The sequence below is a fragment of the Pseudomonas sp. PDM25 genome, from assembly GCF_019219045.1.
Classification (GTDB): Bacteria; Pseudomonadota; Gammaproteobacteria; order Pseudomonadales; family Pseudomonadaceae; genus Aquipseudomonas.
The window spans coordinates 168,117-183,701 of sequence record NZ_JAHUWL010000008.1 but is presented as its reverse complement, the minus strand read 5'-3'; the positions used below and the strand labels follow the sequence as shown (position 1 = coordinate 183,701).

Here is a 15,585-nt window from a genome sequence, read left to right as displayed (position 1 = left end):
GAGTGTCAGACGACATTAATGTAGCTGACACACCGCCTTCGCGAGCAAGCCCGCTCCCACACGGATCGGCGGTGTTATTGGATCAGCGAGCCCCGCAGCGAGTGCGGTTGTGCGGCGTCGATATGCACATCGGCGAACTGCCCAATCAACGTCGGATTGTCGCAGCGGAAATTGACGATGCGGTTATTCTCGGTCCGGCCTTGCAGTTCGCCGGGGTCTTTTTTCGAATAATCGGTCACCAGAATCCGCTGAATGGAGCCCACCATTTGTCGGCTGATCTCGAAGCCTTGTTGGTTCAGGCGATGTTGCAGGGCGTTCAGGCGTTCTTTTTTCAGCGCTTCCGGCGTGTCGTCGGCCAGATCGGCAGCCGGAGTGCCCGGGCGCTGGCTATAGACGAACGAGTAGGAGAAGTCGAAACCGACGTCTTCGATCAGCTTCATGGTCTGTTCGAAGTCTTTTTCGGTCTCGCCCGGGAAACCAACGATGAAGTCAGAGCTGATGCAAATCCCCGGCACGGCAGCGCGCAGCTTGCGCAGTTTGGATTTGTATTCCAGCGCGGTGTGGTTGCGCTTCATTGCTGCCAGGATTCGGTCCGAGCCCGATTGCACCGGCAAGTGCAGGTGTTTGACCAGTTCCGGCACGTCGGCGTGGGCCTGGATCAGGCTGTCGGAGAACTCCAGCGGGTGTGAGGTGGTGTAGCGGATGCGGTCGATGCCATCGACGGCAGCGACGACGCGGATCAGTTCGGCCAGGTCAGCCAAACGGCCGTCATGAGTGGTCCCGCGATAGCCATTGACGTTCTGCCCCAGCAGGGTCACTTCGCGCACGCCGTTTTCGGCCAGGTGGATGATCTCGGCGATCACGTCATCGAACGGCCGGCTGACTTCTTCGCCACGGGTGTAAGGCACCACGCAGAAGGTGCAGTACTTGCTGCAGCCTTCCATGACCGACACATAAGCGCTTGGGCCATCGACGCGCGGTTCGGGCAAGTGGTCGAATTTTTCGATTTCCGGAAACGAGACGTCGACTTGCGGCAGCTTGGTAGCGCGGGCGGCGTCGATCATTTCCGGCAGGCGGTGCAGGGTCTGCGGACCGAAGACCACGTCCACGTAAGGGGCGCGATCGCGAATGGCTGCGCCTTCCTGGCTGGCCACACAGCCGCCAACGGCAATCACCATGTCCGGGTTGGCCAGTTTCAATTCGCGCCAGCGGCCGAGCTGGGAATACACCCGGTCCTGGGCGCGTTCACGGATCGAGCAGGTGTTGAGCAGGATCACGTCGGCATCTTCAGCGCGAGCGGTGACTTCCAGGGCCTGATGTTCGCCCAGCAGATCGACCATGCGCGAGCTGTCGTACTCGTTCATCTGGCAACCGTGGGTTTCGATGTAAAGCTTCTTGGCCATGGACCCCAGTCTCACGTGATTCAAAGAACCGCGCATTATAGGGAACATGTTCCAAGGTTCCTACCGTTGCGCGTCCGGCGGCTATGCTATAGTTCGCGCCCTCATTTTTATCCCCGATGTGTTGCTCGCCCACCATGACCAAACGTGAAGCTCCAATCTACAAGGTGATTTTCCTCAACCAGGGCCAGGTGTACGAAATGTATGCCAAGCAGATCTATCAAAGTGATCTGTGGGGCTTCCTGGAAGTGGAAGAGTTCGTCTTTGGCGAGCGTACGCAAGTGGTCGTCGATCCGAGCGAAGAGAAGCTCAAGGCTCAATTCGAAGGCGTTGTGCGCAGCTTTGTGCCGATGCATTCGATCGTGCGGATCGACGAGGTCGAGCGCCTCGGCACACCGAAAATCAGCGAAGCCCGCGGCGCGGTCGGCAATGTCATGCCGTTTCCGATGCCGATGCCTGAGAAGTAGGCCTCAAGACCGAGTCGCCCCATTCGCGAGCAAGCCCGCTCCCACAGTAGACCGTGTCCTTAGGTAGAACGCGGTTAAATGTGGGAGCGGGCTTGCTCGCGAAGGGGTCAGTCAGAACTATGCAGAACTCAGGGCAGTGGCGAGAACGGCGTACGCCCATCGGCGCTCTGCAATTCCATCAAGTACTTGCGGAAGATTTGCCCTAGCACCTGGGTAGCGACTTCCAGTTCTTCGCGGGGCATTTTCTCGGCGACTTCGTCGGCGGTGTCCAAGGCTTCTTCAGCGCCATTGACCGCCGCCATTTTCAGCACGATATACGCCTGAACGTTATTGGCCGGTACGCCTTCGCCGTGGAAGAACATGGTGCCGAGTTTGAATTGCGCCTGAGCATGGCCTTGCAGCGAGGCCTTTTCGAAGTAGCTCAGGGCTTTTTTGAGGTCGCGCGGCGTATTTTTGCCGTCGTAGTAGAACTCACCCAACTCGTATTGCGCTTGCGCATCCCCTTCATCCGACGCTTTCTGGCAGGCGGCGAGCGCCTGTGCCAGGTCTTGCGGCTGAGTATTGAGGGTGCAACGACCCATCGCTGGGATTAACAACGAGTTGCCGCCTGCTTGTGCGAGCGCGAGCAGGGGCTGAAGGAGCAACAGGCAGCCCAGTGCAAGGGCGCGGCCGGTGCGGTTCATGGGAATCGACTTACCTCTGAGGGGCGCGCGGACCCATCGAGGGATCCAATAAGCGCGCATTATGAAATAAGCAGGGCCAACCTTACAAAGTCTTTACTCGTTTTTCTGCTGCGCGGGGAATATATCGGCCACTTTGCTGGGTATTTGAGCAGAAGCGAAGGAATAAGGGCGCGAATGCAGGTGAAAGCTGACGCTGGCAACCGCCAACGTCAGCGACACAGCGTTATTTCAATGCAGCAAATGCGCGCTCGGCGGCATCCAGCGTCAGTTTCAGCTCGGTTTCGCCGTGGGCGATCGAAGTGAAGCCGGCTTCGAAGGCGCTCGGCGCCAGGTACACGCCGCCTTCGAGCATCAGGTGGAAGAAGCGCCCGAACAGGGCGGCGTCGCTGGCCATCACGTCATCGAAGGTCACGATGTCGTCGGCGCCGCTGAAGTACAGACCGAACATGCCGCCGGCCTGGGTGGTCACGAATGGAATGCCCGCGGCATCCGCGCGTTGTTGCAGGCCGTCGAGCAGGCGACTGGTGTAGTCAGTCAACTCTGCGTGGAAGCCCGGGCGGCTGATCAGGCGCAGGGTCGTCAGGCCGGCAGCCATGGCCAACGGGTTGCCCGACAAGGTACCCGCCTGATAGACCGGGCCCAATGGTGCGATGTGCGACATGATTTCGCGCTTGCCGCCGAAGCAGCCAACCGGCATGCCGCCACCGATGATTTTGCCGAAGGTGGTCAGGTCTGGTGTCACGCCATAGTGGGCTTGTGCACCGCCGAGGGCAACGCGGAAACCGGTCATCACTTCGTCGAAAATCAGCACCACGCCATGTTTGTCGCACAGGGTGCGCAGGCCTTCGAGGAAACCTGGCGCGGGCGGTACGCAGTTCATGTTGCCGGCCACTGGCTCGACGATGATGCAGGCCACTTCCTGGCCGACTTCGGCGAGCATGGTTTCAACCGCATCGATGTCGTTGAACGGCAGGGTCAGGGTGTGCTTGGCGAAGGCCGCCGGCACACCGGCCGAGCTCGGCACGCCTTGGGTCAGGGCGCCGGAGCCGGCCTTGACCAGTAGACTGTCGGAGTGACCGTGGTAGCAGCCTTCGAACTTGATGATGCTGTCGCGGCCGGTGAAACCACGGGCCAGACGGATAGCACTCATGGTCGCTTCGGTGCCGGAGCTGACCATGCGCACCATTTCCATCGACGGCACGATCGAGCAGACCAGATCCGCCATCTGGGTTTCCATCTCGGTCGGCGCGCCGTAGGACAATCCGTGCTCAAGCTGTTTGCGCACGGCGTCCAGCACGTCCGGGTGGCTGTGGCCGAGAATCATCGGCCCCCAGGAACCGACGTAATCCACATAACGCTTGTTGTCTTCGTCGGTGACGTAGGCGCCTTCCGCGTGTTTGAAGAACAACGGCGTGCCGCCCACGCTTTTGAATGCGCGAACAGGCGAGTTCACGCCACCGGGAATGTGTTTCTGGGCATTGGCAAACAGCGTTTCGGAACGAGACATGATCGGGCTCTCAAATCAGATTTTTAGTAATTCATTGAATGCGCGGGCGCGGCGTGTCACTTCTGCCGTGCTCTCGGCGCCAAACAGGCCGTGGACCACCGCCAGCAGATCGACCCCGTGGGCCACCAGCGGGGCGGCATTTTCCAGGGTGATGCCGCCAATCGCGCAGATCGGCAGGTGCAGTTTGCTGCGGGCCTGGTCGAGCAGTTCGAGGCTGCAGGTCGGTGCGCCGGGTTTGGTGTTGGAGTTGAAGAAGCGACCGAAGGCGACGTAACTGGCGCCTTCCTTGGCCGCTTGCTCGGCGAGTTCGAGTTGCGCATGGCAGGTCGAACCGATGATCGCCTGGCGACCGAGCAATGCGCGGGCCGGGGTCAGCGGGCCATCGGTCTGGCCCAGGTGCACGCCGACGTTCAGGCGTGCAGCGAGTTCGGCATCGTCATTGATGATCAGCTGGGTCTTGTAGCGTTCGCACAGATCGCGCAGGGCTTGGGCCTCGCGCAGGCGGCGGGCCTCGTCGCTGCTCTTGTCGCGGTATTGCAGCAGGGTGACGCCGCCTTCCAGCGCCGCCTCCACGTACGAAAGAAATTTACCGGCCAGCAGTTGGCTATCGGTAATGGCGTACAGGCCACGTAGCTTCATCGGGCAATCCTTTTTGCTTTACGCATGGACAGTTACGAACAGAAATCCAGCGGCAGGCGGCGCGGTACGAACTGGCCTTTGCCCAACTGCTCCGCATCACGCAGGGTGCGCCACGTGTAGTTAAGCGCGGTCTGCACGGCACTGGCGAGATTTTCGCCGAGGGCCAGACGACCGGCGAGGGCACTGGCCAGCGTGCATCCGGAACCGTGATAACTGCCGGGCAAGCGCTGGCAGGTGAAGGTTTCGCGGTGACCGTCGCGGCTGTACAGGCGATTGTGGATTTCGTGCTCATCGCCATGGCCGCCAGTGATCAGCAGGTGTTTGACGAATGGCAGGAGTTTTTCAGCGCACTCGTCCGCGGTGCCTTCGGGCAGTTCGGCGAGGATGCGGGCTTCGGGAAGGTTTGGGGTGGCGATGATCGACAGAGGCAGCAGGCGCTCGCGCATGGCGTAGCCGACTTCGTCCTTGCCCAGGCGTCCGCCGCCACCGGCGCGCAGCACCGGGTCGCAGACCACCGGCAAATGCGGGTGCGCTGATAACAGTTCGACGACGGTGTCGACCATTTCCAGGGAACCGAGCATGCCCAGTTTCACCGCCGCGACCGTCGAATCGTTGAGCACGGCATTGGCCTGGGCCAACACCCACTCACGGTCGAGGACGCGGAAGTCAGTGACGTTGACCGTGTCTTGCACGGTCAGGGCGGTGACGGCCGGGGCCGCATGACAACCCTGAGCGAGCAGGGCTTCGATATCTGCCTGCAAGCCGGCGCCACCACTTGGGTCGTGGCCGGAGAGACAGAGGACAACGGGGCGAGAGCTGTAGATATTCATGGTGCGCGAGCTTACCACCAGTCGACCAGCGAGTCATGACACGGACTTTGTAGCAGCTGGCGAAGTCTGCGTCCGGCTGCTACACGGAGTGGGCATTGTCACAATCTGACCGGCGAAACAGCTCTAGCCCAATGCAATGAGCTGGAACGCCCGTGCTAGAGCCTTTGTAGGAAAAATTTCAATGGTGTTCAATGGCCACCAACGGCTATGCTAGAGTGGATCCAAACCAATAACAGGTAATACCGGTTTTACGTCTACTCAAAAGGAATGAGGGGCTTCCTGAGATAACCGGACAGGCCACGCTGGGGCTTAAATGCGCTATTTGCTGATGTTGCTGTTGTGCTTGCCCCTCATGGCGAGTGCAGTCGAATTCGACGAATTCACTCAAAGCCTTCCCCTGGGCCGAACCTTGCAAGTGTTCGAAGACGCGGGCGGTCAGGCGACCATCGACGATGTCCGTGCGCAGGCCGCGGCTGGAAACTTCAAGCCCCACGATAAAGCCACCCTCAACGCCGGTTACTCGCGTTCAGTGTTCTGGCTGAAAATCGACCTGCATTACCACCCCAACAACCCCGCGGTGCAACGCACCTGGTTGCTCGAACTGGCCTATCCGCCCCTTGATCACATTGATCTCTATTTGCCCGATGCGGCCGGTGGCTATCAATTGGCACGTCAGACCGGCGATGCCTTGCCGTTCGACAGTCGTGAGATCCGCCAGAACAACTATTTGTTCGATCTGAACTTCACCGCTGATCAAGCACAAACCCTGTACCTGCGCCTGCAAAGTGAAGGGTCGATCCAGGCGCCGGTCACCCTATGGTCGAGCACGGCCTACCTGGAAGAGCAACCGATCCGACTGTATGTGCTGGGGCTGATCTACGGCGTATTGCTGGGGATGCTGGTGTACAACCTGTTCATCTATCTCAGCGTGCGCGATACCAGCTACCTCTATTACATCTTCTATATCGCCTCGTTCGGTTTGTATCAGCTGTCCGTGAACGGAGCGGCCGTGGAGTATTTCTGGCCGAACAATCCTTGGTGGGCCAACGCGGCGACGCCTTTTTTCATCGGTTGCGCAGGCCTGTTCGGCAGCCAGTTCGCGCGCAGCTTCTTGCAGACGGCGACCTACAGTCGCTGGCTCGACCGCTTATTGCTGGCGTTGATCGCGTTTAGCGCAGTGGTGGTCGGGTTGTCGTTGATGACCAGTTACGCCCTGGCCCTGCGCCTGGCGACGGCGCTGGCACTGATCTTCACCGTCGTGATTTTTGCCGCAGGGATTTTCGCCTGGCTGCGTGGCCTGCGAGTGGCGCGTTATTTCATCATTGCCTGGTCGGCGTTTTTGCTCGGCGGCATTGTCAACACCCTGATGGTGCTGGGTTACCTGCCAAACGTGTTCCTGACCATGTATTCCAGCCAGATCGGCTCGGCGATTGAAGTGGCGCTGCTGTCCCTGGCGCTGGCCGATCGCATTAATTCCATGCGCGAGCAACAGGCGCAGACCCTGTTCGATGCCGGTCAAACGCTTGAAGTGCTCAACCAGCAACTGGCTCGCAGTAACAAGCTCAAGGACGAATTTCTCGCCACCCTGACCCACGAACTGCGCACGCCCATGAACGGTGTGATCGGTTCGCTTGAGCTGATGCAGACCGTCGAGATGGACCCGGAGCTGGAGCAATATCAGCAAACGGCCGCCGGTTCCGCGCGAGACATGATGCGCATGGTCAACGGCATCCTCACCCTGACCGAGTTGCAGGCTGGCAAGCTCAAGACCTATCCGGCGGTTTTCAGTTTGCGCGGCGTGGTCGAGGCTTTGCGCCTGCAGTTCGAGGGCAACGCGCTCAGCAAGTCGCTGGACTTCAAAGTCGAGGTCACGCCGGGACTGCCGGATCGCTTGCACGGCGACAGCGCCAAGTTGGCACAATGCCTGGAATGCCTGCTGGATAACGCGATCAAGTTCACGCGGATCGGCGGACTGGCGTTGCGGGTGACGGGTAAACCCGTGGCGCCCGACCGACTGGCGCTGTCCTTTGCGGTGATCGATACCGGCATCGGCTTCACCGATCTGGGGGAGGCGACACTGTATCAGCGGTTCTTCCAGCTCGATGGCTCGATGACCCGTGAGTACGGCGGTCTGGGCGTCGGCCTGGCGATCTGTCGGCAACTGGTCGAACTGCTCGGTGGAAAACTGACCCACCGCTCCGAGCCTGGTCGTGGCAGCCGCTTCCAGCTCGACGTCGAGTTCGAACTGCCCGTGGTGGAGCGGCCGCCAGTGCCCCTGATGAACCGGGAGTTTCCTCGCCTGCGACTGCCTCAGGACTGCACCGTACTGCTGGTTGATGACAACAGCATCAATCAGTTGGTGATGCGCGGCATGTTGCTCAAACTTGGGTTCCGGGTGCGCTCCGCCGACAACGGGGATGCCGCGATCGATCACTTGCAGCGCGAAACCTTCGATGCGGTATTGCTCGACTGCCAGCTTCCACCGCTGGACGGTACGTCTCTCTGTTGCCAGATCCGCGCGTTGCCGGGCTGCGCCGAACTGCCGGTGTTCGTGATTGCCTTGAGCATTGATCGGGAGCGCTGCCCGACCGGTGCCTTGATCGATTATCTGAGTAAACCGGTGAAATTCGAGGACCTGCAGGCAGCGCTCTATCGCCGGGTACTGTGTCCAAGACAGGGTGAAAGCGCCGGCAGTTAGGCAGATATGACACTTTGTTCGGCCGGGGGGCGGTGCTTAACTGAAGTTCCTTGGCTGACCAAAGGAGCCCCGTCATGAACCTGCATCAGTTCGCCGAAACCCACGAAGTCACCAACCAGCCACCGTCGCTGGATGGCGCCAACCTGTATCGCATCGACCTGCCGTTGCAGGAGTGGTCGCGGCGTTTCGGGGCCGGCTGGGCCGAGTCGCGGATCGACGCTTATGGCGCCCTGGCCGGCGGGCCGCTGATGGAAGCGGGGTTCCTGGCCAATCAGAACAAGCCGGTTTTCAGCAGCCATGACCGTTACGGCCATCGCATCGACCTGGTGGAATTTCACCCGGCGTATCACGAGTTGATGCGCACGGCGATCGAGCACGGTTTGACGTCGTTGCCCTGGGCACATCCGCAGTCCGGCGCCCACGTCGCCCGTGCCTCCATGACCTACCTGCACAGCCAGGCCGAAGCCGGTAGTGGTTGCCCGCTGACCATGACCTTCGCCAGCGTCCCGGCGATGCGCCTGCAAGCGGATCTGGCGGAGCAATGGCTGCCGAAAATCCTCTCCACCGAATACGACCCGCGCAACGTCGGCATGGCCCACAAGGCCGGGGTTACCATCGGCATGGCGATGACCGAGAAACAGGGCGGCACCGACGTGCGGGCCAACACCACCAAGGCTTTTCCGGTCGGTGCCAGTGGTCCGGGCCAGGCGTATGAACTGGTGGGCCACAAGTGGTTCTGTTCGGCGCCGATGTGCGATGCCTTCCTCACCCTGGCTCAGACTGACAAGGGCTTGACCTGTTTCCTGCTGCCGCGCCATCGCCCGGACGACACGCGCAATCAGTTCTACATACAGCGCCTGAAGAACAAACTCGGCAATTGCTCCAACGCGTCCAGCGAAGTGGAGTTCCGTGGTGCGCTGGCGTGGATGGTCGGCGAGGAGGGACGGGGCGTTCCGACCATCATCGAAATGGTCGCCATGACCCGCTTCGATTGCATGGTCGGCTCCAGTTCGCTGATGCGCCAGGCCCTGACCCAGGCCAGCCATCACTGCGCTCACCGCAAGGTCGGCGGCAAATTGCTCAGCGAGCAACCCTTGATGCAGAACGTACTGGCCGACCTGGCCCTGGAAAGTGAAGCCGCCCTGGCCTTGAGCCTGCGCATGGGCCGGGCGCTGGATCATCTGGATGACGAGCATGAGGCCAAGTTCGCCCGGCTGGTCACGGCGGTGGGCAAATACTGGATCTGCAAACGCGCACCCGGGATGATCAACGAAGCCGCCGAATGCATGGGCGGCGCCGGTTATGTCGAAGACAGCATCCTGCCGCGGTTGTACCGTGAGGCACCGGTCAATTCGACGTGGGAAGGTTCCGGCAACGTGCAATGCCTCGACGTATTGCGAGCGTTGTCCAAGGAACCGGGTGTGCTCGACGTACTGTTCAGCGAGTTGGGCGATGGTCATGGCGACAAGCGCCTGGCTGCACACATCACTCAATTGCAGGCAGCGTTCAAGGACACCCGCGACATTCAGTACCGTGCGCGGCAGTTGACCGAAGACATCGCGCTGGGCCTTCAGGCCAAGCTGTTGCTGGAGGCGGGTAACGCGGCCGTGAGTGACGCTTTCATTGCCAGCCGCCTCGGTTCCGCCGGTCGGGTGTACGGCGCGTTGCCACGAGGGGTGGAGGTGGAAGCGATTGTCGCCCGGTCGACCCCTCAGGGATTTTGACCTCGCTCGCGTGAACGGTACTGAACCAATGTGGGAGCGGGCTTGCTCGCGAAAGCGGTTCAACATTCAACAGCTATGTTAGCTGACAGTCCGCCTTCGCGAGCAAGCCCGCTCCCACATTGGATCTAGGGTGGACTTGGCATTTGTGTAACAACCGCTGTTCCCGTGAAGCGACGATGCAGGCAAGATGAAGGCCTGCAAGTCAGAACACAGGATGCTGATCGTGACCGAAGCTTTTATTGTCGTTCAAACCGCCGAGCAAGCCGTGGACCGGCTTGCGCTCTTGCACAATCGTGCAACCACCGCGCTGAATCAGGCGCTCAAGCGTTACCTCAAGGATCGAGTCGAACCGGACGCCGAACAGCGTGCGATGTTTCGTTATCCCGAACTGCGTCTGACCTACCTTTGCCAGGGCGAAGTCCCACAGACCACTCGCGCCTACGCCAAGGTTCAACTGCCGGGGACTTACAGCGTCACCGTCACTCATCCCGCCGCCTTCCGTAAATACCTGCTGGAACAGCTGGTGCCACTGATGCACGACTTCACCGTGACGGTAGAAGTCGGCATCAGTCAGCAAAACATTCCTTATCCGTACGTGGTCGAGCAGGGCGATGAACTGGCCGGCTCCGGCGTTACCGCTGCCGTGCTGGCGCGGGTGTTCCCGAGTACGGATTTGTCTGCCGCGACCGATGGCATCGCCGACGGTTTGTACGATTGGGAAAACACCGACCCGCTGCCATTGGCCTTGTTCGACGCCGCGCGGGTGGATTTCTCCCTGCGCCGGCTGGTGCATTACACCGGCAGCGACTGGCGTCATGTGCAGCCATGGATTCTGCTGACCAACTACCACCGCTACGTTGACCAGTTCATCGTCCATGGCCTGGAACAGTTGCGCAGCGATCCGCGTTTCGTGCGTATGGTCTTGCCGGGCAACGTGATCATCGAAAAGAGCATGGACCACGGCGAAGCCTCGGCGATTGCCGCCGGTGTGGTCTGGCACCGCTATCAGATGCCGGCCTATCACCTGATCGCCAGCGACGGCCACGGCGTGACCCTGGTGAACATCGGCGTCGGCCCGTCCAACGCCAAGAACATCACCGACCACCTGGCGGTGCTGCGTCCGCATTGCTGGCTGATGATCGGTCACTGCGGCGGCTTGCGTCAGTCGCAGACGATTGGCGATTACGTGCTGGCGCACGCTTACATGCGCCGCGACGGGATTCTCGATCGGGTCGTACCGCCGAATATTCCGATTCCGGCCCTGGCCGAAGTGCAAATGGCGTTGCAGCAAGCGGCGGCCAATATCACCGGTGAGAAGGGCGACGAACTGAAAAAACGCCTGCGCACCGGCACCGTACTGACCTACGACGACCGTAACTGGGAATTGCGCTGGGCTCAGGAACGTCCGCTGATCAACCTGTCTCGCGCCGTGGCGGTGGACATGGAGAGCGGCACCATCGCGGCCCAAGGTTATCGCTTGCGGGTTCCGTACGGTACGTTGCTCTGTGTGTCGGACAAACCGTTGCACAGCGAAATCAAACTGCCGGGTTCGGCCAACGCCTTCTATGAGCGCGCGGTCAGCCAGCATTTGAAGATCGGCATCGAGGCGGTGGATTTGTTGCGCACCGAACTCAACTCGCTGCACTCGCGCAAACTGCGCAGCTTCGACGAGCCGCCGTTCCGCTGATTGCGAGATGGTTATTTAGCGGTCAGGGCACTAGCATTAGCAGCCCTGACCGTTAGATGTTCCTTTTCCCATGTCCCGTCCTCAACGTCCCGTTTCCCGCCGCCCTGGCGTGAAGCCTGCGCCATCGTCCTCAGCCCCGCGCCGTGTCGCCAAAGCGCCGCCGGCCGAGCCGAAGCTGATTCTGTTCAACAAACCGTTTGATGTGCTGACGCAATTCAGCGACGGCGAAGGGCGGGCGACGCTCAAGGACTACATCGAGATTCCCGGGATTTACCCGGCAGGACGGCTGGACCGCGACAGTGAAGGTTTGCTGCTGTTGACCAACGATGGCCAGCTTCAGGCGCGGATTGCCGACCCGAAACACAAATTGGCCAAGACCTATTGGGTGCAGGTGGAAGGTGAGCCGAGTGCCGAGCAATTGCGGCGCTTGCGTGAAGGTGTGGAGCTGAACGATGGCATGACGCTACCCGCTGAAGCGCGGCAGCTGGAAGAACCTGAACTGTGGCCACGCAACCCGCCCGTACGCTTTCGCAAAAGCGTGCCAACGAGCTGGCTGGAATTGGTGATTCGCGAAGGGCGCAACCGTCAGGTACGGCGCATGACCGCGGCGGTCGGCTTGCCGACGTTGCGTCTGGTGCGGGTCAGAATCGGCGACTGGTCGATCGAAGGGCTCGATCAGGGCCAGTGGAAGGAAGTGCCGGCGCGTTTATAACGTGCCGGATTCGATCAGGCCGATGACCACGCTTTTGATCACGAACGCGGCCACGCCCAGGCCGAGTACGAAGAACAGGATGAACGAACCAAAGCGTCCGGCCTTGGACTTCTTCGCCAGATCCCAGACGATGAAACCCATGAAAATGATCAGGATGCTGACCAGTCCGGTCATCATCCACTCTTCGAGTACTGCAGGATCCATCGTACATCTCCAGCGCGGGCGGGGCTAAAAGGCGCTGAAGTATACGCCACGGCGAATTGGCGGAGTATTGACCTGCGTCGGTGTGTCGCAGTCATTCGTCGCTTGTGCCGGCGTCTTCGCGAGCAAGCCCGCTCCCACGGGGGGAATGCATTCCAAATGTGGGAGCGGGCTTGCTCGCGAAGGCGCCCTCAGCTGCGCAGATGAGTCAGCGGCAACTCGGTACTGTTGAGCACCTGATTAAGCACAAAACTCGACCGCACACTCGTCACCCCTTCAATCCGGGTGAGGTGTCCCAGCAGCAATTTTTGATAATGGTCCATGTCCGGCACGACGACCTTGAGCTGGTAGTCGGCATCCATCCCGGTCACCAAGCTGCATTCCAGCACCTGCGGTAACGTACGAATCGCCGCTTCGAAGTTTTCGAACCGTTCTGGCGTATGGCGGTCCATGCCGATCAACACGTAAGCCGTCAGGCTCAGACCGAGCATCTTGCGGTCCAGCAGGGCCACCTGGCGGGCGATGTAGCCGTCATCTTCCAGCTGCTTGACCCGCCGCGAGCATGGCGAGGGGGACAGGCCGATGCGTTCGGCCAGCTCCTGGTTGGAGATGCGCGCGTCACGCTGCAATTCCGCCAAAATGCTCAGGTCGTATCGGTCGAGTTTGCTCATCAATCAGGCCTTTGTCATAACTATTGCGGTGGATTATCTATCCAGGGTTAAAAATTGCGCAAGTGATGTTTATTTGAGCAATCTTCGCAATCCTCTGCCGGCGCCGCGAGCCTATTCTTATCACCAGAATCACTGCTCGGACAAACAGTCCAGTGCGGCTCGCCCAATCAGGCCAGCTGCGGTCGCCACCCCCACCGGGGATGAGCCGACCCCCGAGCTACACACTGTCCAGAAGACGGCGTGAGGTGAGCCGACGTCAAAAGCGTCGAGCACGGACGAAGTTCTCAAAGGGAGGCCGACGGGTCTCCCTTTTCTTTTGCCCGGAATTTGCCGACTGCCCTCAATAAATAAGTTGCGCGACTGATAACCTGTTGCAGAACCGGCCTGTGCTTTCCCAGTCTTACGTACAGGCCCTAACCCGCAGTGAGGAAAAGCATGAAGTCGCGCATCTGGCGTTTGGCCGGTGTTGGTTTGCTGTGTGTGAGTGTCACTGCGCAGTCGCTGGCCGATGAGCCGCAAGACCGTGGCCCCGATGGCGGGCAGCGCGGCTCGGATGGCCATCAGGGAAACAATCAGGGCCACGGCGGCAATTACCAGCCGCGCCCGCAGAACAATCCGCAGCAAAACCAGCCACGTGTGCAGAATAACGAGATCATTCGTGGCGACAACAGTCGCCAGTTCGAGCACAACGGCCAGAATCAGAACGACGGTCAATGGCAAAACCGTGCGCCGCACGACTACAACAATCCGGTTCGACCACCGCCGCCACCGGCCAATGACCTGCCGATCCAGGGCCGGCCCGACACCGTGCGCCAGACCCAGCAGCCACAGCGTGGTTACTACCAGGACGTGCCGCGGCGCAACGATAACAATCAGCATTGGCAGAACAACGGTCCGCGTCCCGATGACCATCGCTGGGCCGGTCGCCCGGACGGGCATGGCAATGGCTGGGGACCTGGCCCGCAGTACCGTCCCGGTCATGTGATCGATCGCTTCCCCGACCGTGAATACCGTGTGCCGTACCGTGGTCAGGATTATTTCTACTCCGGCGGCTACTGGTATCGCCCACAAGGCCCGCGCTACGTGGTGGTGCAGCCGCCACGCGGGATTCGCGTCAGCTACTTGCCCGATTACGCGCGCGAAGTGTGGATCGGCGGGGCGCTGTTGTTCCTGGCGGCCGGTGCTTATTACGCCTATCAGGAAAGCACTCAGGATTACGTCGTGGTCGAGCCCCCCGTACAACCGCAGCCGCAACCGGTCAACAATGGTTATGACGTGGTGGCGTATCCGGCCAACGGTCAGTCGCCAGAGCAGGTCAACCAGGACGGTTACGAGTGCTATCAATACGCAGTGCAGCAGAGTGGCTTCGATCCGCGAACGGCCACCTACCAGCCGGCCCCGTCGGTGGTACAAGCCTACCGTCAGGCCCAGGGCAACTGCCTGAGCAGTCGCGGCTATCAGGTTTCTTTCTGAGTCCTGCCTGCCAGTGCCACTTCCTGCGGGTCGGCGTGCACCAGCACTTCGGCTCGCGGATAAGCTGCGTGAATCGCATCGGCGGCTTGATCGCTGATGCCGTGAGCGACTGACAGGGTCAAATCCCCCGGCAACTCCAGGTGCAACTGCACGAACCACTGGTTGCCGGAAACCCGCGTACGCAGGTCGTGCGCCCCCAATACTCCCGGTACGCTGCAGGCCAGTTCGAGCATGTGCCGGCTGACGTCCGTTGGCAGCGCTTCATCCATCAGCACCGTAAAACTTTCCCGGGCGATCTGAATCGCGCTCCAGAGAATGTACGCGGCAATCCCTAGCCCGAACCACGGGTCGACCTGATGCCAGCCATACTCGGCGAGCACCAGCGCCACCAGAATGCTGCCGTTGAGCAGCAAGTCCGAGCGGTAATGCAGGGAGTCGGCGCGCACCGCGTTGGAGCCGGTCGCCTTGACGACCCGATGTTGCAACATCAGCAGGGCGACGGTCAGCACCAGGGAAAACACAATCACCCCGATACTGATCCAGGGCGCCCCCACCGGTTCCGGGTGTTTCAGTCGATCGATCGCCTGCAAGGCAATCAGCACCGCACTGCCGCCAATGAACAACGCCTGGGCCATGCCCGCCAGCGACTCGGCCTTGCCATGGCCGTAACGGTGATCATCGTCGGCCGGGCGCAAGGCGTAATGCACCGCGAGCAGGTTGAGCAGCGAGGTGACGCCGTCGAGGGTCGAATCAGTCAACCCGGCGAGCATGCTCACTGAGCCACTCAACCACCAGGCGATGGCTTTGGCGACGATCAGCGTGCACGCCACCGCCACCGAGGCACGGGTCGCCAGCCGCAGCAGGCGGGCGTGTTCGGAGCTGGAAATCATAAG

The 15,585-nt window shown here is 60.8% G+C and carries 14 protein-coding genes; 6 read left to right on the top strand and 8 right to left on the bottom strand.

Annotated features, from left to right (window positions below; genetic code table 11):
• Window positions 1-74: 74 nt before the first annotated feature.
• Complete coding sequence (gene miaB, locus KW848_RS17210) at window positions 75-1,403, bottom strand: tRNA (N6-isopentenyl adenosine(37)-C2)-methylthiotransferase MiaB (protein ID WP_218537552.1); 1,329 nt, start codon at window positions 1,401-1,403, stop codon at window positions 75-77.
• Window positions 1,404-1,537: 134 nt separating this feature from the next.
• Between miaB and KW848_RS17205 the strand changes: the two genes are divergently transcribed.
• A complete protein-coding gene (locus tag KW848_RS17205) occupies window positions 1,538-1,867 on the top strand; it encodes a DUF1820 family protein (RefSeq protein WP_007894425.1) in 330 nt (109 codons plus the stop codon).
• Between the two features lie 128 nt (window positions 1,868-1,995).
• Here KW848_RS17205 and KW848_RS17200 read toward each other — a convergent pair whose 3' ends face one another.
• The 4 genes from KW848_RS17200 to KW848_RS17185 form a co-directional block, all read right to left on the bottom strand.
• Window positions 1,996-2,550 (bottom strand): tetratricopeptide repeat protein, encoded by a 555-nt coding sequence (locus KW848_RS17200; RefSeq protein WP_111451157.1) that lies wholly within the window; start codon window positions 2,548-2,550, stop codon window positions 1,996-1,998.
• A gap of 223 nt (window positions 2,551-2,773) precedes the next feature.
• Window positions 2,774-4,057, bottom strand: coding sequence for a glutamate-1-semialdehyde 2,1-aminomutase (gene hemL, locus KW848_RS17195; protein WP_008152864.1), 1,284 nt, complete (start codon window positions 4,055-4,057; stop codon window positions 2,774-2,776).
• A 15-nt stretch (window positions 4,058-4,072) separates the two neighbouring features.
• On the bottom strand, window positions 4,073-4,696 hold the full coding sequence (gene thiE, locus KW848_RS17190) for a thiamine phosphate synthase (protein WP_008152866.1): 624 nt from the start codon (window positions 4,694-4,696) through the stop codon (window positions 4,073-4,075).
• 32 nt (window positions 4,697-4,728) lie between these two features.
• Window positions 4,729-5,526 carry a hydroxymethylpyrimidine/phosphomethylpyrimidine kinase gene (locus KW848_RS17185; RefSeq protein ID WP_008152868.1) on the bottom strand — a complete coding sequence of 266 codons (798 nt, stop codon included), beginning with the start codon at window positions 5,524-5,526 and terminating at the stop codon, window positions 4,729-4,731.
• A gap of 313 nt (window positions 5,527-5,839) precedes the next feature.
• Between KW848_RS17185 and KW848_RS17180 the strand changes: the two genes are divergently transcribed.
• The 4 genes from KW848_RS17180 to KW848_RS17165 all read left to right on the top strand — a co-directional run bounded on the left by KW848_RS17180 (window position 5,840) and on the right by KW848_RS17165 (window position 12,347).
• Entirely contained in the window at window positions 5,840-8,224 is a 2,385-nt protein-coding gene (locus tag KW848_RS17180; protein WP_218537551.1) for a hybrid sensor histidine kinase/response regulator, read from the top strand.
• A 74-nt stretch (window positions 8,225-8,298) separates the two neighbouring features.
• Window positions 8,299-9,948: an acyl-CoA dehydrogenase family protein gene (locus KW848_RS17175; RefSeq protein ID WP_218537550.1), complete on the top strand. Its 1,650-nt coding sequence runs from the start codon at window positions 8,299-8,301 to the stop codon at window positions 9,946-9,948.
• Between the two features lie 187 nt (window positions 9,949-10,135).
• Window positions 10,136-11,635: an AMP nucleosidase gene (gene amn, locus KW848_RS17170; RefSeq protein ID WP_178082220.1), complete on the top strand. Its 1,500-nt coding sequence runs from the start codon at window positions 10,136-10,138 to the stop codon at window positions 11,633-11,635.
• A gap of 70 nt (window positions 11,636-11,705) precedes the next feature.
• Window positions 11,706-12,347 carry a pseudouridine synthase gene (locus KW848_RS17165; RefSeq protein WP_256365193.1) on the top strand — a complete coding sequence of 214 codons (642 nt, stop codon included), beginning with the start codon at window positions 11,706-11,708 and terminating at the stop codon, window positions 12,345-12,347.
• On the opposite strand, the gene KW848_RS17160 is transcribed toward KW848_RS17165, so the two are convergent.
• Both KW848_RS17160 and KW848_RS17155 read right to left on the bottom strand, forming a co-directional pair.
• Complete coding sequence (locus KW848_RS17160) at window positions 12,342-12,551, bottom strand: DUF2788 domain-containing protein (RefSeq protein ID WP_007894445.1); 210 nt, start codon at window positions 12,549-12,551, stop codon at window positions 12,342-12,344. The two genes, KW848_RS17165 and KW848_RS17160, sit on opposite strands and share 6 nt — an antisense overlap.
• A gap of 188 nt (window positions 12,552-12,739) precedes the next feature.
• Window positions 12,740-13,219 carry an Lrp/AsnC family transcriptional regulator gene (locus KW848_RS17155; RefSeq protein ID WP_094470495.1) on the bottom strand — a complete coding sequence of 160 codons (480 nt, stop codon included), beginning with the start codon at window positions 13,217-13,219 and terminating at the stop codon, window positions 12,740-12,742.
• Window positions 13,220-13,654: 435 nt separating this feature from the next.
• Between KW848_RS17155 and KW848_RS17150 the strand changes: the two genes are divergently transcribed.
• Window positions 13,655-14,692: a DUF6515 family protein gene (locus tag KW848_RS17150; protein WP_218537549.1), complete on the top strand. Its 1,038-nt coding sequence runs from the start codon at window positions 13,655-13,657 to the stop codon at window positions 14,690-14,692.
• Here the strand turns inward: KW848_RS17150 and KW848_RS17145 are convergent.
• On the bottom strand, window positions 14,677-15,582 hold the full coding sequence (locus KW848_RS17145) for a cation diffusion facilitator family transporter (RefSeq protein ID WP_218537548.1): 906 nt from the start codon (window positions 15,580-15,582) through the stop codon (window positions 14,677-14,679). The genes KW848_RS17150 and KW848_RS17145 overlap by 16 nt on opposite strands.
• Window positions 15,583-15,585 lie beyond the last annotated feature (3 nt).